Annotated in this window: 12 protein-coding genes and 3 pseudogenes; 5 read left to right on the top strand and 10 right to left on the bottom strand. The window is 56.1% G+C overall.

Features of this window, described 5'->3' with window-relative positions:
- Positions 1–118: 118 nt before the first annotated feature.
- Positions 119–568, top strand: coding sequence for an SRPBCC family protein (locus tag NKJ34_RS14135; RefSeq protein WP_253738966.1), 450 nt, complete (start codon positions 119–121; stop codon positions 566–568).
- Between the two features lie 143 nt (positions 569–711).
- Here NKJ34_RS14135 and NKJ34_RS14140 read toward each other — a convergent pair whose 3' ends face one another.
- Complete coding sequence (locus NKJ34_RS14140; RefSeq protein WP_253738967.1) at positions 712–1,095, bottom strand: ACT domain-containing protein; 384 nt, start codon at positions 1,093–1,095, stop codon at positions 712–714.
- Between the two features lie 620 nt (positions 1,096–1,715).
- Here NKJ34_RS14140 and NKJ34_RS14145 point away from each other — a divergent pair.
- The gene (locus tag NKJ34_RS14145) at positions 1,716–2,864 is read left to right on the top strand and encodes an outer membrane protein assembly factor BamB family protein (RefSeq protein ID WP_321169460.1); all 1,149 of its coding nucleotides are present in this window, start codon (positions 1,716–1,718) and stop codon (positions 2,862–2,864) included.
- A 65-nt stretch (positions 2,865–2,929) separates the two neighbouring features.
- Positions 2,930–3,799, top strand: coding sequence for a hypothetical protein (locus NKJ34_RS14150; RefSeq protein WP_253738970.1), 870 nt, complete (start codon positions 2,930–2,932; stop codon positions 3,797–3,799).
- A 403-nt stretch (positions 3,800–4,202) separates the two neighbouring features.
- On the opposite strand, the gene NKJ34_RS14155 is transcribed toward NKJ34_RS14150, so the two are convergent.
- Both NKJ34_RS14155 and NKJ34_RS14160 read right to left on the bottom strand, forming a co-directional pair.
- Positions 4,203–5,786, bottom strand: a complete 1,584-nt coding sequence (locus NKJ34_RS14155) for an ABC-2 transporter permease (RefSeq protein WP_253738971.1) — start codon at positions 5,784–5,786, stop codon at positions 4,203–4,205.
- The gene (locus NKJ34_RS14160) at positions 5,773–6,621 is read right to left on the bottom strand and encodes an ABC transporter ATP-binding protein (RefSeq protein ID WP_253738972.1); all 849 of its coding nucleotides are present in this window, start codon (positions 6,619–6,621) and stop codon (positions 5,773–5,775) included. Before NKJ34_RS14160 ends, NKJ34_RS14155 begins: the two co-directional genes overlap by 14 nt.
- 575 nt (positions 6,622–7,196) lie before the next feature.
- On the opposite strand from NKJ34_RS14160, the gene NKJ34_RS14165 reads away from it, so the two are divergent.
- Complete coding sequence (locus tag NKJ34_RS14165; RefSeq protein ID WP_253738973.1) at positions 7,197–7,853, top strand: lactate utilization protein; 657 nt, start codon at positions 7,197–7,199, stop codon at positions 7,851–7,853.
- 96 nt (positions 7,854–7,949) lie between these two features.
- Here the strand turns inward: NKJ34_RS14165 and NKJ34_RS14170 are convergent.
- The 6 genes and pseudogenes from NKJ34_RS14170 to NKJ34_RS14195 form a co-directional block, all read right to left on the bottom strand.
- A pseudogene (locus NKJ34_RS14170) lies at positions 7,950–8,681 on the bottom strand (zinc-binding dehydrogenase); the annotation flags it as partial.
- Between the two features lie 11 nt (positions 8,682–8,692).
- Positions 8,693–9,870 (bottom strand): annotated as a pseudogene (locus NKJ34_RS14175) (RNA-guided endonuclease InsQ/TnpB family protein).
- A 146-nt stretch (positions 9,871–10,016) separates the two neighbouring features.
- Positions 10,017–11,693: a transposase gene (locus tag NKJ34_RS14180; RefSeq protein ID WP_425491839.1), complete on the bottom strand. Its 1,677-nt coding sequence runs from the start codon at positions 11,691–11,693 to the stop codon at positions 10,017–10,019.
- 79 nt (positions 11,694–11,772) lie between these two features.
- Positions 11,773–13,413, bottom strand: coding sequence for a folylpolyglutamate synthase/dihydrofolate synthase family protein (locus NKJ34_RS14185; RefSeq protein ID WP_253738975.1), 1,641 nt, complete (start codon positions 13,411–13,413; stop codon positions 11,773–11,775).
- Positions 13,410–14,576, bottom strand: a complete 1,167-nt coding sequence (locus NKJ34_RS14190; protein WP_253738976.1) for a poly-gamma-glutamate biosynthesis protein PgsC/CapC — start codon at positions 14,574–14,576, stop codon at positions 13,410–13,412. Before NKJ34_RS14190 ends, NKJ34_RS14185 begins: the two co-directional genes overlap by 4 nt.
- 53 nt (positions 14,577–14,629) lie before the next feature.
- Positions 14,630–15,001: a response regulator transcription factor gene (locus tag NKJ34_RS14195; protein WP_253738977.1), complete on the bottom strand. Its 372-nt coding sequence runs from the start codon at positions 14,999–15,001 to the stop codon at positions 14,630–14,632.
- A gap of 154 nt (positions 15,002–15,155) precedes the next feature.
- Between NKJ34_RS14195 and NKJ34_RS14200 the strand changes: the two genes are divergently transcribed.
- Positions 15,156–19,061, top strand: coding sequence for a PAS domain-containing protein (locus tag NKJ34_RS14200; protein ID WP_253738978.1), 3,906 nt, complete (start codon positions 15,156–15,158; stop codon positions 19,059–19,061).
- A gap of 67 nt (positions 19,062–19,128) precedes the next feature.
- On the opposite strand, the pseudogene NKJ34_RS15980 reads toward NKJ34_RS14200, so the two are convergent.
- Positions 19,129–19,230, bottom strand: a pseudogene (locus NKJ34_RS15980) (helix-turn-helix domain-containing protein); the annotation flags it as partial.
- Positions 19,231–19,260: the final 30 nt, after the last annotated feature.

The raw sequence follows: 19,260 nt of genomic DNA on the forward strand, positions 1-19,260 counted from the left end.
ATCGCTGGCAGCTTTTGATTCGTTTCATCACAACTGTTCTGAATAATTCTAATTCGGTTCTTAGCGAATTTGATAATGTAGAGCGATATAACTCCGTTGGGCCGCATAGCCAATAGCAATGACTTCGGTCAGCGAGTCAATCTGGATCGATACCCCAGTCGAAACGGCTTTTGAATATCTCGATGATCCGTACAACCACGCCGAAGTCACCCCTAGTGTGACAAACGTCCAGAACGTCGACCGACTTGATAACGGCGGCAAGCGGTTGGACTGCACATACACGATGGCAGGGGTCGGCTTGCAGACGGAACTCAAACAAACAGTCCACGAACCGAACCGGCGGATGGTCTTCGATATGTACAGTGGCATCGACGGTGAACTGGATCTCGAATTTACGACGGTAAACGGCGGTACTGAAGTGACATACAGGGCCAAATACCAGATCCCAAGTCGCGTCCTGAGTGCGGTCGTCAAACCGTTCGCCCGCAGGTATAACGAACGGGAACTCCGCACCGCCTTAGAGAACCTGAAGCAGCGATTGGAACTCGAAGGCGAGAGTGAGGAGTAACCGAGACAAGCGTTGTGACTACTCGGTAGGCCGAAAGCACTGACTGAAGCTGCCCGTCTCTTTGAGCGGTGTCACAATCGGCGTACAAGACGGAAACCGAGTTCGTGGGAGAAAACGGGGTGTGGTTTTTATGTCGATCGGCGTCAGTCAGTGACTTTGCATCCCAAGTTTTCGAGCCGGAGGACAGCAGCATCAAGCTCATCTTCCTTGATGAACACGTGGTCAGTTGAGTACGTAGAGATGACAAACACCGAAATATCTACCTCGGCAAGGGCTGAGGCAACCGTCGCCAGAAAGCCAACGAGTTCGAACGGAAGTTCCATTTCGAATGTCAGTCGCTTCCAGCCTGATTCGACCTCGCTGGCATCAACAGTGTCGACATCATCCTGGTTGAGGACCACTGTTGTCTCTGTCTCGTCTTGGATGGTCGCAAATGCACCGGGATGGTTGTGATTGGTCCGGCAGACTGCATATGTGTCGTCCGAGATGCTGACTATCCCGTTCTGGAGAAACTCGGTCGGATCCATACAAAGGAGGACTAAACAATACGATAAAAAGTGTGTCACAGCCCAGTGCCACCCGAACCACGTAATTCACAGCTTGCCGCTCGCCATCCAGCCACCACATCGCATTTCTCGTGGCTCAGCGGACGGTCTGAAAAAGGCATACTGTGGGTGATCGTCGACTGTCGACCGACTGTTGGTGCTCATTGGACTATGTTGTTTTTGCCCTCCCCAGAGATGGCTCTCGGCCTCGCTCGTCGACGCCTATGCTATGTAGTTGATCTTTTAACCAACGATATCGGATTGTGGTGTTCAACTGTTGATTAATTAATAGAGCGTTGGCGATGGATGGATTGTGAATACCGTCGTCGACCACCCCGGAGATGATCCGTACTATGCCGTCGTAGGTGATACAGATTTCAGATGATATCTCTGTCCACAGTGAGAGAATATACGTTACGAATGGGTGCAAGCTTGATTTCACCTAACACTATACACTTACGACAAGTGGTGTAACGCAAATTGTGACCACTGCTGACCTGCCGCCTCAGTATTCATCGAGAAGAGATGATAACAGACCGCCTCCAGAGTCATCTCCGAGTCGTCTCAACCGTCGACAACTACTTGCAGTCGTCGGGAGTACAGTGGCGAGCACACTGGCTGGCTGTAGTTCTATCGGCGATACCGAGGAGACGGCCCCACTGTATACCGGCAATTGGCACTCGTTCGGAAACGGGCCTCGAAACACGAACCAGGTCCAAGGTGGCACACCCAAACCGCAGCGTCATGAGCCACTCACATCGGCCGGCTGGATCTACACCCCACCAGTGGTGCACGACGATATTGTCTACTTCGCGACCGATCGAGAGGTCGTTGCGCTCGACACAGCGGGAACCCAGCAGTGGACCCACCAGTTAGATCACGAAGTTTCGGGGGCTCCGTGTCTCGATCCGGATCGCCGACGGCTCTACGTTCCCACCCAAATCACTGGATCGACCGACGAGGTCTCACAACGCGCCACGCTGCATGTGTTGTCGCTCTCCGAGGGCGAACTACTCGAGGCCTACCGGGTCGGTACTGAGAAAACATACGGTGCGACCGTTGTCGACGGGGACATCTTCATTCGGAGTGACTCCGCGTGTCTCAGACTGGCTGCCGATGGTACCGAACGCTGGCGGCAGTCACTTGAGCCGCTCGTCTATGACGAGTACAATCTCGGCGATTCGACAGCCACACAGATCGTTCCCGCAGTCGACGAGGAGGGTGTCTACATCCCTGATTCCGATGCGATTGTGAAACTCGACCGTGAGGGTGGCGACGAACGGTTTCGTCTCTCGGTCGATACTCCCTATGCGGCTCCGACAGTCGACGACGGTGGGATCATCCAGACCGGATGGCAAGAGACGATCGCAGTAACCCCGTCCGGAGACGTTCGGTGGCGACGAGACCTCCAAAGCCGAGCGGCAGCAGCAGCCAGTGATGACGAAATATACGTGATTTCGGACGATCTCCATTGTCTCACAGCAGACACTGGGTCGACGAAGTGGCACACACATCTCCCGAGTGAGGGGACAGCAGCCCCCGTTGTTACTGACGACAGTGTGATCGTGGTCTCGGGTGATGTTCGTGCCTTCCGGCGGGATACAAATGGCAGACGCAGCGATGATCGAACACAGTGGGAGTATACCGACGTCCATGCCGCCGAGTACGCTTCTCCAGTAGTCGCTGCTGGACGAATCTTCGTCTCAGGGCCGGTTGGACTGCTCGCACTCGATCCAGAGGGTGAGCGATGACTCCAACCCGTCGACGCACGCTTCAAGCGGTTGGGACCGCAGCTATCACTACGCTTGCTGGTTGTTTGACTGGTTTTCAATCAAATTCTCAGCAGTCGACCGAAAAGTACCAGCTTACTATCGATCAGATTCAGAGCTCTCCTGTCGAGCACGCACTCTACGAACCTGATGACAGTCCTCTGTTCGGAGACCCCGCAGAAACCGCTCTCGAGAACATTCTCCCAGCGGGTCGACACACGACATACGGCTACGAACCGTTGCCGAACGACGCCTACGTCGAGTCCGAGGGGTCGTTTTATCAGATCAAATATATCGTCACCGGTCGACAGCAGCTGGAGCGACAAGTAGTTCGTGTTGATACCGTCCCACAAGAGCAGGTGCCCGATGATTCGATCCTGGTGGAGACGCTCGAACGACCCAGTGCTCGGGTGATCAAAATACTGCACTCATATACGGTGAGTGGTGGTGAATCAGGCTCTGCAGAGTTACTTCGAGACGATGGCTACGTGTTGCGGCGGCCGAGCGAAGGTGAGAGTCGACTCGCAAGCGGTGAGTTGGATGGGCAAGTCGTGACTATGACCGACAGTGGACCGTGGGCCTACCGTGTTGAGGTCACAACGGAGCAACTCACCGAAACCGCTCATACTGCCTTGACCGTTGAGGTGGCGAACTCACAGGGTGAGTTCCGTGAGGTTGTATTCGGCTCTCGGATCGATGCGGATCTTTCTCCCAGCGAGTTGCCTACAGAACCACGGGAGATCCTTGAGCAGGCGATTGCTAACAGAACCTACTCAGAAGAGGCTCCGATATCTGGGGCCTTCGACAGGCTGCTTGATCTTCTTGGGCTTGGAACGGTCGACACGGCAGAAAATGGAAAGCTGCTCTGGTATGACGACGAATTTTACCGATACGGCTTGTATATCGACACAGAATAGCTGCTTGTAGGTGACCTACAGAAGACGTTTACCTGAATTAAGACGCACGGCTCCTTCCTCAACGAACAAGCGAAGTGAGTGAGTCGGAAGGAGATTCAGCGTCTCAATTTAACTAATGCCGAGGATCGTTGCCGTGGGGGTGCTGTCGGCGGGGTGCTGGTAGGATTCGAGCAACACGACCGGTACCAAGACGAACCCGATACCGAACGGAATCGAACTACGTAGCCACGAAAACGGAATTCCGCCCAGAAAGCGCTGTGGATACCGCTGGCGAGTTCAACGCGTAATGCTGCGCCAACGATCCTTAGAAGCCTCCCGATCCAGCGCCCAATCTCGTCCGGTCGACTGCTTGCGAGAGCCATATCAGACCATTCACCGTTAGGGATCTCCCCATGCTCGGCCGTTAGCGTCGACGACCCAACACCGCAACGCCTAGTGCCGAAACTGTCACCACAAGGTAGCCCAGTGTGACCCCACTGGTCACTGTTCCATCTTTGACACCGAGATAATCCAGGTAGCCGAGTCCATTCACCGGACCGAGATACCACGCCGTGAGATAGCTTATCTCGAACAGTTTCGATCGACCACTCCAGACCCCACAGGCGAGTGCAATCGCCGGCAGGAATAGGAGCCCAACTCCCCAGCCGAGCAGTCCACTGTATAGCCCGGCGGCGGTAAACCGAACTCCGGCAGGAAGCGTCAGTATCAGGCCAACGATGACTCCCGACAGGTATGTTGCAGACAGCAGTCTAAGCGGCTGACTTCCGACGAATACGAGTTCCTCGGTTCGGTGGAGCTGTTCCCGCGCCCCGAGTACAGACCACACCGAAAGCGGTACCAGGAGTACAAGGGGCACGACGATTTGGCGTGTTACCTCAAGCGGTGCAACCCCAGTCGCGATGAACCCAACACCGCAAGCCAGATACCACCACCACTGGTGGTCACGGAGCGCAAGCCGAAGTTCTGCGAGGAGCACCCGACCGAAGGCGAACCGTCCATGAGAAACCGATGGGAGTGATACGTCGACGGCTGGGGCATCGACCGCTGGTGGGTGACTCGCCTCGGCCACCGACGTCGTCGTTGCTTCGTCATCCGATTTACCTCTGAACGGCACCGACCACCCCCCTGTATCGTCGAATCGATCAAATGCGATCGTTGCTATCCCGAGGAGGCCGACGGTAAGTCCGACCACCGGCACCCGCGTGCGAAGGGCCGAGGTGCTCCATTCGATTCCAGACCAACTGAACTGTTGGAGGCTTCCTGGATCGTCTGTGTAAGCAACTCCGAGCGCCGAGGGATCGAAGGCAGGATACTGAGCGGCGATAGCTTCTGCCATACTCTCACGGACGAGTGAGAGACCGGTCACATCCAGTGCCGTATTCGGTCCGATGCTGACACTAAGCAGTAGCAAAGCGAGGGCGAAGTAGACCACAGTCCCAGCAGTACCGCGAAGCAGCCCAGTGGCCTCGAAACACACGGCCGCAGCGGCGACCAAGCCCATCGTGGGCAGCGTGATCAGGACAAACGGAGAGACAAACGCCCAGACGTCGAGCCCACCCGTTCCCTGGCGGAAAAATGCGACACCGGTCGCAGCCATCAGTATCGCGGTTGCAGCCGCAAGCACGACGACGTTACTCAGCCACTTCCCGACGAGATACTGCGGGGTCGAGATCGACGAAGCCGCGATTAATTCGCCCACCTTCCTCTCACGGTCCCTTGTTACGGCTCCCTTGACGAAGCTGAACCCAAAGAGGAAAAACACCAAGGTGCCGATGACTGTCGTCATGCCGGCGATCCACGTACTCGTCAGGACACCGGTATACTGACCATCAAGGACCAACGTGGTATCGACGGTGACCAGTTTCACGAAGTAAGCGACGAGAATCGGGACTACAACCAGCGTTCTCGACCGCGAGCGTTCACGAAGATCTGCCAGCGCAACAGCAACAGTCGGACCAAAGAGGCGACTGCGTTTAGTTGATGGCATGGAGGTATGCATCTTCGAGCGTTGGATCACACAGTTCAGCTGCCGGTGTCGGTTGTTGTTCGGAGACAACCCGCACTGCGACACCGTCGCGCTGTCGAACGGTGCCGCTGAGTGTATGGTTCCGTTTGATGCTCGGCAGTGACTCGTCATCGACGGTCCACTCCCAGACAGAGCCAGTGACCTGCTCGAGCAGTATTGAGGGGTGTTCGTGGGCTAGAACTCGGCCGTCGGCCAACAGCACGATATCGCTCGCGGTCACTTCGACGTCCGAGACGATGTGTGTCGAGAGAATCACGATCCGCTCGTCGGCGAGATCGGTCAGCACGTTCCGGAACCGAACGCGTTCTTCGGGATCTAATCCGACAGTTGGTTCGTCGACGACCAACAGATCTGGATCACTCAACAGGGATTGGGCGATACCGACCCGCTGTTGCATTCCCCCGGAGAAGCCGCCGAGATGTCCCTCCGTGTCGGCCAAGTCGACTAGGTCGAGTAACTCATCGATACGGTCGTCCGCATCCGAGAGCCCTCGAATCCCAGCGAGATACTCCAGAAACTCCCTCGCAGAGAGGTTTGGGTAGACGCCGAAATCCTGCGGCAAGTAGCCGATCCGACGTCGTAGCACCGAGGGGTCATCGACTACGTCGGTACCGTCCCACCGAACAGTCCCCTCGGTCGGCTTCATGACAGTCGTGATAATCCGCATCAGCGTCGACTTCCCGGCACCGTTCGGACCAAGCAGTCCGATCACCCCATCGTCGAAGGTGAGGTCGACATCTTTGAGAGCCCAGTGGTTGCCGTACTGTTTGCCGACGCGTTCAATTTTGAGAGTCACTTCGATCCCCCGGCGCCGGCTGATCAGATCTGATCGGATAAACGAGTTGAGTGTTGCTAATTTGTCTGTCGCTGACTACGTACTGTGACTGCTGGGCGTGCATGAATGGTGAATCGAACACGACGTGAATAGATACACACTCACCGTTTCAGAGCCAGCAACGCTGACGATCCAAACCCACAGCGTTCAGCATATCGATGTGTAACGGCAGATGGGCGGCAGTTCTCCAGGACCGTCTTGAAGTGGTTCCCGATGTTATTACCACCTACCCGAAAGGAAACACCATCGCAGACTGGATCGTAGCGACCGTCCGTCCATGTTGGGCCCGGTATTCATTCAAACCAAAACAATATATTTCCAACAGCTAATGTAGGACTGCCGGCCAGAGGCAACCCCCGGATTGGTTTGAAAACCAATCAGAGGCACCACTGAATTGGTCCCCTCTCACTGCACACTCTCCAGATGGATTCTCTATCAGCGCTTGGAGTAGTAACATCTATGTAACCACCCGACACCGATGTCTGCGAGCGCTTATCACAGTCCCGGTAGTACGAATGGATGTACATCATTTACCCATGTCTCAGGAGAAATCAAACTATGCAGCTGCTGTCAATATCGACGAAAGGCTCGATACCAACCCGGACGACGAGACGATCGACGAAACCGTGGCTAACCTCGAAGCCAACGGATTTGAAGTCGTAGTTGCCGACTCGGCTGCCGATGCCCTAGAGACCCTCCAGTCACAGATCCCCGAGGGCATGTCGGTAATGAACGGTCACTCAACAACCCTCGAAGAGATCGGGTTTGCTGAGTATCTCACCGACGGCGACCACGATTGGGAGAGTCTTCCCGCCGAAATCTGGAGTATCGACGATGATGCCGAACGGCAGGCCGCTCGTCGGCAGTCTCAGACGGCCGACTACTTCGTCGGTGGCATCAATGCCATCGCCCAGACTGGCGAACTCGTCGCAGCAGATCGATCCGGCAGTCGGATCGGTGCGTATCCGTTCGCTGCGGGGAACGTCGTCATCGTCAGCGGCGTCAACAAGATCGTGCCTACCCTCGATGATGCACTGGATCGTCTCGAATCCGTAGCCTACCCGCTCGAAAACGAGCGCGCGAAAGATGCCTATGGGGTTGAGTCTGCGATCGCCAAGCAACTCATCTTCCGGAAGGAACTCGACGAGGGGCGGACGACTGTGGTACTCATCCGTGAGCACTTAGGCTACTAATCACTAGTCGTGGCAGGCGGCGGCCGATTGGCTCGTAGGGTTCTTCGAGGCAGCCATTCGAATTGGTGAGTTTCACTGTGATCGGGGTTCGCTGGGTCAGGGGACTAGCACAGCCCGGAACCGCACTTCATTCGACATCATACGCTCGTATGCTTCGCCAACGTCTTCGAGATCGAAAGTTTCGATGTCGGGCGTCACATCACGGAGTGCACTGAACTCCAGTGTCTCTTGGGAATCGATGGCTGTCCCAGAGGCCCAGCCGCTGACCGAACTTCGAGACCCGATGAGTTCTTGAATGTTCACCTCAACTGGGTCGCCTGGAGTGCCGACTGCGATGAGATCACCATTGTCACCGAGACCACCCACAACCGAGGCAATCGCCTCGCTAGATGGCACCGTTGTGAGGATCACATCCGCTCCACCGAGGTCCTGTAACGCCTCAGCTGGGTCTTCGGCTTCGGTATCGATGTAGTGGTCAGCACCGAGTTCGTGTGCTGCCTCTCGTTTGTCGCTACCTCGTGAGAGGGCGACCGTTTCGAAACCCGCCCTATGTGCATATTGAATCCCTAGATGTCCGAGCCCACCGATACCCTGGACGGCGACGAGATCACCAGGTCGACCGTCACTGTTGCGGAGCCCGTTGAACGTCGTGACACCGGCACAGAGCAGCAGGGCCGCATCGACAGCATCGAGTTCGTCGGGGACGGCTGCGAGTGCTTCACGTGGGGCTGTGAGATACTCTGCGTAGCCGCCGTCAAAGTCAAGACCGGTGACCAGGGTCCGGTCACAATTTTTGAAATCACCACGACGACAGGCCTCACAGGTGAATCGCCTCGGGGTCAAGCCCCGAGGCTTCCTGTTTCCACGACGCGCTTTGCAGACACCGTAGTGGTGTCCGTAGGGAGCGCAGTCTCCACAGGCGTGTCTTCGGGCCATCCCAGCCCTAACTCAGCAAAACCGCGTTGCAAGACGTTCATCGCCGCATTCGCATCTCTATCTGCTTCAAACCCACACGACGGGCACGAGTGTTCTCTGATCCAGATGGGCTTCGCAGTCTCAACACCACACGACGCGCACTCTTTTGTCGTTCCTCGTGCTTCTACCTGAACGATGTGCGTACCATACAAGTTACCCTTGTATTCAAGTAGCGTTATGAACTGCCGCCACGCCGCATCCTGCTTGTTTCGGGCGTTGTGCGACTGCTCCAACATTCCCTTCACGTTCAAGTCCTCAACGAACACCGCGTCGTACTCGCGGACAAGCCACGTTGTAATCTTGTGTTGGTAGTCCAGCACCTTCCGACGAATGTGACGCTTGACATTCGCAACTTCCCGGCGTTGTTTCTCCCAGTTGTTCGACCCTTCTTGCTTCCGCGATAACTTGCGTTGTTCGCGGCGCAGACGCTCGTACTCGTCTTTAGGTCAAGCCAGTCCACGGTCTTGCCGTCGCTGGTGTGGATGTAGTTGAGAATGCCGAGGTCGATACCGATGCTGTTGCTCGCATCCAGTAATTCCACGTCGGGTTTCTCAGGCAGGTCGGCGTCGGCGGTTTCCAGTCCGAAGGAGACGAACCACTCGCCGGTCGTCTCTTTCTTGATCGTGACTTCTTTGATGTCTGCCTCATCCGGAATTTCGCGGTGATAACAGATTTTGATGTCACCGATTTTGGAGAGCCAGAGTGTCGCACGTCGGCCACTCGTGTTTTTGAGTTCGAAGCCGGACTGCGAAAACGTCATACTCTGGAACTCCCGTGGAGACTTCCACTTGAGTTTCCCCACCTTGTTCCCATGCTCTTTCTGGTCTTTAAGATTCGAGAGGTTGTCGTAGAACCGCGTGACGGTTCGTTGCAGAGCCTTCGAGTTCACCTCTGAGAACACAGAGAACTCGTCTTTCCAGTTAGGGAGTCGGTAGTGGTGTTTGTACGCCGAGCCGATGTTGTCGGCGTCCACGTTCTCATACTCGTACAGAGTGTGTGAAGTTGAGACTACAGTGGTTTTAGCGGGTCTGTGATGCGTGATTTCGACTGAATCTGCGACCAGAAACGGTTCCGACCCAACGCTCAAATGACCGTTCTTATCCCACCACCAACTATTTCGAGAGATATCCGAGACTACCACCAGTGTTGCCACTCGGAACGTCGGCGTTTCCCCGAAATGGACAGCCTTCAGCCGATTCCCGTCTCCTTCTTCAGCAGCGTGAGCGTATTATCTGCCGTCACGATCGGCGAGTGCTCGTACTCACCAGTCAGCTTAACCTGGACAAGTAGATCGACCGCTCGCCAAATTGAGTACAACAGGCAGGCGAATGCGAAATAGAAGAATCGCAACCCAAAATCCTTCGACGTGGTGGCGGCCATGAACCGTTTGATCGACCTGTAGCCACTCTCGATTTCCCACCGGTAGCCGTACTCCGTGAGGTGTCCACTCCCGCAATTCGTCATGAATACCGAATATTGTCGATGGTCGTCGTGCTCGGAGTCTTCTTTCCGACGGTAGATCAGCGTCGTCTCGTGCCACTCGTTCTTGCCCAGATGGAGTTTGCGGTCGGTCTCGTATCGGTCTTGGTCCCGCTGGAGCAACCGCTTCGCCTGGGCTTTCTCGCTCGCCTGCATCCGTTTCGGGACGACGTATGAGAGTCCGCGCTGGCTGATCATCTCCAAGACGTGCTGGCTATCGAACTCCCGGTCCATCAGTACGTTATCGACGTGGACGAGGTTCTCAGCCGAATCGAGCAAGTCCTCGACGATTTCCAGTCGTGTCTGCCCCTTTCGCACCGGCCGCGCATCCAGCACGATCGGGACGGCATTCCCGACCAACTGCACCGTCGCCCACTGGTAAGCGTATTCGTTGGTCTTCTCCTTCGTTCCGATGATCTCGTCTTCGTAGCCCGTGCGGTCACCTGTGAACGGATCAGCTTCGGTAATATCGATCGCGACGATTCCGGCTCGAAAGAACTGCTCTGTCTCCGCAGCTTCGTTTAGGAGCCGAGTGATGGCCTGCCGGTACATCGCTCGAACCTGTTCAATGGAGAGGTCCCGAATCTGCTCCCGGTGGGCGTGCCCCAGCGGTGTCCGATCCCGAGTCGACTCGTAGAGGAAACTACGAGCTCCTTCGTTCGCAGCCAGCCGCTCGCGAAGTCCGAGATATGTCTGTAGGCCCCAGTAGGCGTTCTCGTGAATCACACAGCCCTCGCCACGGTCCAGCGAGAACGCCGGAAAGACGACACGGCTGACGTGCTCGGTGACTCTATCGGCGTTGTCCAGAATGGCTCGGTCGTCTGGAACCGATTCGTCCACGTCATCGCCACGAGCCGCGAGGATCTGCTCCGGTTCGCGCGGGACAGTGACGTCGGCGTTCTGCGCTTTGACGAGAATCGTTCGAGACGCTTTCTGGACTGTCTTCCGAAGAGCATTCGTGAAGCGTGTGTGCCAACTGCGCCAGAGTGTCGATTGCTCAGGAACTGTCTCCAACCCAAGCCGCTCACAAAGCTCCGGACAGCTTTTGAGGTACTCGTAGAGAGATGTTTCGTGCTCCCATCCGTGAAGTTCTTTCAGAACGAACACGCGAAACAGGGTGTCCATCTCGTAGTGTGTCGGACCCTCGTAGCAGTCGTGGGCCTCGAATTGGAAGTAGGCTAGCGGAAGTTCGGAGACGAACTGCTCAACAGAGCTGTGCTCATGGTGCCTGAACCAGGCTCCTGAGACGATCCGGACGTCCGCCTCTAATCCGGCAAGTGAGGTGCGGTCGTACAACGGTGTCGAATCGTACGCTGGCCACTCAACGTACGACCGCCGTGCAATTTGTCGAAAGACGGTTCTCCGAGATTCAGTAGTAATGGGCACTATCGGACAATCGTTATGGCCTCCTCAAGAACACATCTACATCTAACCGAAAGGCCGGCTCCTTACAGAAGCTAACGTTTTATTCGTGATCTTTTGGTTTATTCGCTTCCACGCTCGCCAGTTCAGAAAGGTCAACAGCTTCGCTTGCCGAGGCAGCCTGTTTTTTCTCTTTCACTCGTTTTTCAATTGACGTCTGCATCTCACGCATAAACTCGTCCACCGTGTTACCCATGAGGATGACCGGTCGGCCATCGGCGAACAGTTCAGTTAGAACTTGCTCCGGGTCCGCATTCTGACTGTGGCACTCGGTCGGAACATCGACGTTTTCGGCGAACGCACGTGTGTTAGCCCCACCGACGTGGGCCTTATCAATTAACTCTCGCTCGAATAGCAACTCGATATATTGAGCAAATGACGCTGTCCGCCCTCGCCGGTCTCGCCGGAGATATACGAACGGGGTGATACATTCGTCATCGACGAGCCTCCGTCGAACCATCTCAGTACTTTCGACGTCGTTCACCTCGGCAGCGTTGAAGATGCGTCCGTCTTCAACTTCTATCCACGTTGGTTGGATCGCACTGAGGAACGATTCGATCTCTTCGGCTGGAAGTGGCGGTTCGCCAACAGCATCTAACACCGCATTGACTGCGTGAATCGTTTCAGAACCGATCAGTCCGTCGTGTTCGTCGGGGATCTCAACCTGCTCGATAGTCCCTCCGCGACGTTCGATCTCTTTCCGCATATATTCGTGCAACACCGGGTGTTGCTCACCGCTCACGACGTGTGTTCCCGCCGGGACCGACCGCGCAAACGAACGTGCGAGGTCTGTCCGAGTCTTCCCGAGGGTATCTGTGTGGTCCTGACGGACGTTTGTTAACACGATGATGTCCGGGTCGGTCAGACGCTGATTGAACAGCCGGGTCGTATATTCTGTAATCCCTTGGTTCTCAAAGATAGCGACGTCGTCCGGCTCGTACGCATCGAGTTCGGGGACGAATTCAGCGATGAGACTGATATTCTCGTAGAGCGTCGTTCGGGGGCCCCGTCGTTCGATAGGATGGGCCTCGCCGTTGTGGATCAGTAGTGGATGGTTGCCGGTGATCTTCGTGAGCGTATCATACCCCCGGCGGTTGAAGACGTCGTCGAGGCGTTGGGTAGTTGAGGATTTACCACGAGTCCCCGAGACGACAATCTGGGTATCGATTCGATCGAGAATCTTACGATGTCGGATACCTCTTGTCACTTCACTCACCAGTCCTGTCAAACTCGACGACCCGACTTCGATTGGGTTCGGACCAGTCTTCCACTCGTATTCGGCCCCGACGAGAAACATCGGAAGTGCCCCCGCCGCATAGTCTAAGAACTGGTCCGCCGCGGACTGTGCCGACACTTCTGTCGGGAAGCGATCGGAACTGTGTCCCAGTACCCCGTTTGCAGTTTGGAGCCGCCAGACCCAGTTGTTTCGTTCTTTCGGGAGTTCTCCCGACGGTGTGGGTTCTTGTTCGATGATGATGTCGGGCGCGTCGACATCGGTGTCTTGGAAGGACTTTTCATTCCCCGATAGTTCTGCAACAGCGGCGCGAACGACATCAATTGCTTCGCGAGCTGCTCGGGACGTATCGTAGTGGCGACTACCGGTTGCTAGAACCTCCGCTGGGCCCCTGAGGCGCCACGCCCAGCCGAACCCACGGCCGTAAATCTCGAAGGCAGTCCGACTCATGTTTCACCCCCCTCAGACAGAACTGACGCTGAGAGGACCTCCTCTTCACTCGGGGGTGACACAGTATACCAGTACGCGATACCCAGGGCAGCCACCCAGAAAACCGCTGCAATCCCCAGGACAGGCAACGTCAGCTCTTGTGGAAACCCACGAGGTTGGGGAGCACTGAACAGTCGAGCGACGATCAAAGCGGGGACGAAGACCACGATCTGAAGCGGGACGACGAGGCGGCGCTCGAAGGGGGCCGACGCATGCGCGTTGTACGCCCCGACACCTGCTAAAATTGCAGTAAAGAACGCCGACAGCCCTCGCTCAATTGGGATGACAAACGTCAGCGATCCTGCAGCGAAGATCGCGACTGCGACAGTCACGCCGAGAAGCACTCGTCCGTACCGGAGTGTGTGGTAGTTCGACAACTGGATGAAGCCGAACGATAGTGCAAGCAGAAGGACGTACAGGATTACGAGCCAATAGCTCGCTAGCGCGTAAATTGCGAGGAGGACCGCACCGATGATCCCGACACGAACACCGAACCGCCCCCGGAGCCGTTCAGATAGAACGAGTCCACCAGCGAACAGTCCGGCCACAATCTCTCGAGGGAGGATGACAGATTCGGGGTCGAGGGACACTGCAACACCCTTGTAGATAGCGACGTCTGCCGTCGAAGAGAAAAGGACTGGGGGCGTCAGCGTGCCAAATTCACGCGCAAATCCATTGGAAACCAGTACCCAGCCGAGTGCAGTGAGGGTAACGAACAACCCGACACTCGCCAAGAGGTCGTTTCGGCGATATTCCGGCTTGATTTGATGGTAATTGTACGCTGCGAGTCCAGGGAGAATACTTCCCAGGAATGCAACTACTCCCACCTCAAGTCCTAATTGCAAGATAAAAAAGAGCGTGACTACTGGAACGGCTGTGCCAATGACCATCGCTGCAATGAGCTCGTCACGACCAAAGATCAACGTTCGGCGACGGAAGATCCACAGGCCGACGTACGCGGCTGCAGCGCTCAATACAAAAACGGGGAGCATGACGAAGTTCTTCAAAGAGTACACCGCAAGAATGGGAATAGTGATTGAACCACCCATACGATACCCGGTGAACTGAGTAATGGTCCCGACGCTCAAGAGACCGATAACGGCGACTATCGTGGCCACCCACATTGTAACTGTCTACCGGCTAATGCACCTTTACTGTTTCAATTTTGTACGGTTGCTTACTGGAGAGTTTGCTGTACACGTCCGTAAAGTTCCGATTTATTGAATGGCTTAGCCAGGAAATCGTCCGCGCCTGCCTCAAGTGCTCGAACGATGTCCTCCTCCCGACTCCGAGATGTTAGCATAATAACCGACATATCCTGCATCTCGTCTTTCTCTCGGATATGGTCCAGAACCGAAAACCCGTCCATCTCTGGCATCATGACATCGAGGATGACCGCTTTCGGTAGTGAATCCGAGTCCTTTTCCAAGCACTCCCATGCCTCCCGGCCATCTTTTACAGTCTCCACGTCGAACTCCTCACTGAGACTAACATCGATCATCTCTCGGATGTCTTCGTCATCGTCAGCAGCCAGAATTTCCGCAGGCATACTAGCAAAATACCCATCTCGTTCGCTTAAATACACCGACATACAAATAATCACCCTCAATTATTGCGATTCTCAATCGTAAGCCACCTCGATAACCCACGCGGACGTCTAGCAGGAAATATTTAACCAGTTGGACAATCAGATCTCTGTAACTGTGCTCGGTACTACTGGCGAACTGGACGATCCAATCCGCGTCCTCTACGTGAACTCCGATCCCGCGTTCGCGGAGTTGGTTCAAACCAAGCTCCAACAGACGAGTACCGAGATCGACTATATACATGCCGTCGGTATCGACGAAGCACTGCACAATCTTGCTTCGGACCGGATCGACTGTATCGTAACGGCGTACTCGCTCGATGATTCGGACGGCATCGGGCTTACGGAGTCGATTCGCCAGCAGAACGATGATATCCCGATAATCCTCTTTACCGGACAGGGGAGCGAGGAGATCGCGAGCGAAGCGACTCGTGCCGGCGTCTCAGACTACATCCCAGTCCGGTCGGAGCGTGATAACTTCACACTACTTGCGGCCCGCATTCGAACACTTGCGAGCGCTGCACGGAAACAACAGGAGGCCGAGCAAACGGAACGGCGCTTTCGACGAACACTCGAACGCGCTACTGACGCGATTTATTCTGTCGATAGCGACTGGCGTATCGAGTACATGAACGAGAAGATGGCCGAGCGAATCAGCCGTGACCCGGACGCCATTACTGGGGCTACGATCTGGGAGGAATTTCCGTCGATCGTCGGGACGGAACTCGAAGAAAAATATCGAACGGCGATGGAGACCGGCGAGTCGGTGTCGTTCGAACAGTACCTGCCGGAGCCGTTCGACTACTGGGTCGAAGTGCGAGCGTTCCCGGACGACGACGGGATGAGCGTCTTTTCACGCGAGATCACTACCGAGCGAGAACGGGAGTTCGAGCTAGAACGCAGTGCCACGATCCTGGAGAACGTCCACGATATCGTGTTCGTCCTCAATAAAGAGGGAGATATCGAGTTCGCGAATACGGCCGCGAAACGGGTACTCACAGGGGATCAGTCGGCACAGATCACAGGACAACAGCTTGAAACGGTCGTCGATGACCGCATTAGCGAGTCCGATGCAACGCGGCTCTCCCGGACAGTCGAATCGACACTTGACGGGATAGAGGGTGATGGTGGTCTCACCGGACTGTACGATGCGGATCTACAACTCGACCTTATGGTCGGGGACAGTAAGCGAACGCTCGATGTCCGGGTAACACCGTTCAAGAATCAGAAAAACAAACAAGTGCTCGTCGTCGCTCGAGACGTTACCGAACAGAGCGAGGTGAAGCGTCAATTAGAACGAGAGCGAGACGCGCTCCGGGACCTCCAATCCGTCATGGCAGAAAGCGGTGTTTCGGCCGAGTTACGGCTCCAGAACCTGTTGGAAGTCGGCTGCGATACCCTCGGGCTCGAAATCGGAATCGTCTCTCGGATTCAGGACAGCAACTACACGGTCGAGGCAGTTCACGCACCGGAGGCCGATATCGAAGCCGGCGATCAGTTCGATCTCGACTCGACGTACTGTGCGGAAGTCGTCAATACGGATTCGGTCCGTTCGTTCGCAGACGCCGTTAGCGACGGAAAAGAGGCTCACCCCGCCTATCGTGAATTCGAGTTGGAGTCGTACATCGGCGTGCCCCTCGTCGTTGACGACACCCGCTATGGAACAGTCAATTTCTCGAGTCCAACGACGCGAGTCGCGCCGTTCGGAGCGCTCGAACGAACGTTCGTCGAGCTGGTAGCACAACTCGTGAGTACCGAACTCTCGCGTCGTGGTGACCGTGCCGAGCTCGAACGTCAGGAGTTCCTCTTCGACCGCGTTCAGGACATCGCAGACATCGGTATCTGGGAATACTTCCCATCGAGCGGCGAACTCATCTGGTCTGACGGCGTCCGCCAGATTCACGGTGTCGCCGAGGACTACGAGCCAACCCTCGACGACGGACTCGAGTTCTATCACCCCGAGGATAGAGAGACGATTACCGCAGCAGTCGACCAGGCAATCGAAGACGGGGAACCGTACGACCTCGACCTCCGGATCGTACGAACCGACGGAGAGGTTCGTGACGTTCGGGCGTGGGGGGAATACGTTGAGGACACAAAGCGTGGCGGTTCAGCACTTCGAGGCGTTTTTCAGGATATAACGGAGCGAAAAGCAGAACTCCGTGAGCATCGAGAACTCGCGGAGGAATACGAGGCGTTGCTCGAAACGTCCGGAGACGCGATATTCTTGCTTGACGTCGATACCGATGGAACGGACCCGTCGTTCGAGTTCGCCCGACTCAGTCCGGGATACGAGACACAGACCGGACTTACAACTGAGGAGGTCCGCGGCAAGACACCCCGAGAGGTGTTCGGCGACGAGCAGGGTGCTGAAATCGAGGCTAACTACACTCGCTGTGTCGAGCAGCGTGCCCCGATCTCGTATCGCGAGGAACTCGACGTCGGTGACGATGCACGGTTCTGGGAGACCAGCCTCGCACCGGTTGTTGTCGATGGAGAGACCGTTCGAGTTGTGGGCATCGCCCGAAACGTCACCGAGCAGGTCGAGCGAGAGCGCGAACTCGAGGCGACGAACCAGCGACTGGAATCATTCATCGAGGCCACGCCACTCACCGTCATGGAGATTGACACCGATGGCAACGTCATCCGCTGGAACGACGAGGCTGAAAATATGTTCGGCTGGTCGCGCGAAGAGGTGCTTGGTGAGTTCAATCCGATGGTTCCGGACGAGCAGCAGGAAGAGTTTGCCTCACACCGACAGCGCGTCCTGAACGGGGGGCGAATCCGGGCGAAAGAGATACGGCGGGAGACAAAAGACGGAGACAAACTGGACCTGCTCCTGTCGGTCGCGCCGATTACAGGCCCCGATGGGGAAGTCACGAGTATCCTCGCCGTCTTAGAGGACATCACCGAACAGAAAGAGTTGGAAGCCCGCCTTCGATCACTTCAGGAGACCGCACAGCAGCTGAGCGGCGCTGAATCGAGCGACGAGATCGGGGCGATTGCCGTCGATGCCGCGACCGAGATACTCGACTTCGATATCACCGGTATCTGGGAGTACGACGGGCGAGAGGACGCGCTCGTCCCGATTACGGAAACGTCCGCAGCACGAGACCTGTTTGGCGATTCCCCTCGGTTCGCTCCCGGGGACGGCCTTGCTTGGGACGCGTTTGAGTCCGGAGAAACCCGGGTATACGATGATGTCCAGGCCGAGGGGCAACCCCACAATCCGAACACAGAGATTCGGAGTGAAATTCTCGTTCCACTGGGTGAGTATGGGCTCATGTCGACGGGGTCAGTTTCCACGCGGGTTTTTTCTGAGACGGACGTCGATCTGTTCCGGATTCTCGGTGCGACTGTCGAGGCAGCACTCGCACGAGCGAGTAGGGAGGAAGAACTACATCGACAGAACGAGCGACTCGACCAGTTCGCGAGCGTCGTTGCCCACGACCTTCGGAACCCGCTCTCCGTCGCGATGGGATTCCTCGAAATCGCAGAGGAGACCGGGAACGCGGAGCACTTCGAGAAAGTAGAATCCGCACACGACCGAATTGAACGGCTCATCGAGGACCTTCTGACGCTGGCACGTGGGGAGACGACGATCGAGAATGCAGAGGAGATCGACCTCGAGAGTATTACGACGGAGGCGTGGGGATACGTCGACACTGGGGAGGCAACGCTTACAGTTGCAGATGGAGTTCCGACAGTCACCGGCGATGCAGGGCGGCTGACCCAGCTCTTCGAGAATCTGTTCCGGAATGCGGTCGAGCACGGTGGTGCCGACATCACGGTTACCGTGGGTCGACTGGATGAGAACGATGGGTTCTACATTGAGGACGACGGCAACGGAATTCCCTCGGAAAGGCGAGATGAAGTGTTCAAGCACGGCGTCACGTCCAGTGAGGGGGGTACCGGATTCGGGCTCTCAATCGTGGCCGACATCGCGAAGGCACACGGCTGGACGGTTTCGGTGACAGACGGAACCGATGGCGGGGCACGGTTCGAGTTCAAACGGTCCAAATAACCACCCGTTGTCAGTGATCAAACTGATCCTGCAGCCTATGCATTGAAAACTCCAGTCTCAACTACTGCAGAGTGTAGTTGTACGCTTGGCGATGAACGTCGATGTGGTATTCCAGTTCAGCCGCTACCGCTTGTGTCGGGTATGCAGGGTAACGGTGACTGTACTCCATCGCTGTCTCTTGATTATCGATGTGTCCGCT

This window comes from Halohasta salina (genome assembly GCF_024178165.1).
GTDB lineage: Archaea > Halobacteriota > Halobacteria > Halobacteriales > Haloferacaceae > Halohasta > Halohasta salina.

Excerpts from the sequence above, each read along its gene's own strand:
- NKJ34_RS14135 (WP_253738966.1), top strand. The coding sequence starts at position 119 with ATGACTTCGGTCAGCGAGTCAATCTGGATCGATACCCCAGTCGAAACG.
- NKJ34_RS14140 (WP_253738967.1), bottom strand. The coding sequence starts at position 1,095 with ATGGATCCGACCGAGTTTCTCCAGAACGGGATAGTCAGCATCTCGGAC.
- NKJ34_RS14155 (WP_253738971.1), bottom strand. The coding sequence starts at position 5,786 with ATGCCATCAACTAAACGCAGTCGCCTCTTTGGTCCGACTGTTGCTGTT.
- NKJ34_RS14165 (WP_253738973.1), top strand. The coding sequence starts at position 7,197 with ATGTCTCAGGAGAAATCAAACTATGCAGCTGCTGTCAATATCGACGAA.
- NKJ34_RS14185 (WP_253738975.1), bottom strand. The coding sequence starts at position 13,413 with ATGAGTCGGACTGCCTTCGAGATTTACGGCCGTGGGTTCGGCTGGGCG.
- NKJ34_RS14190 (WP_253738976.1), bottom strand. The coding sequence starts at position 14,576 with ATGTGGGTGGCCACGATAGTCGCCGTTATCGGTCTCTTGAGCGTCGGG.
- NKJ34_RS14195 (WP_253738977.1), bottom strand. The coding sequence starts at position 15,001 with ATGCCTGCGGAAATTCTGGCTGCTGACGATGACGAAGACATCCGAGAG.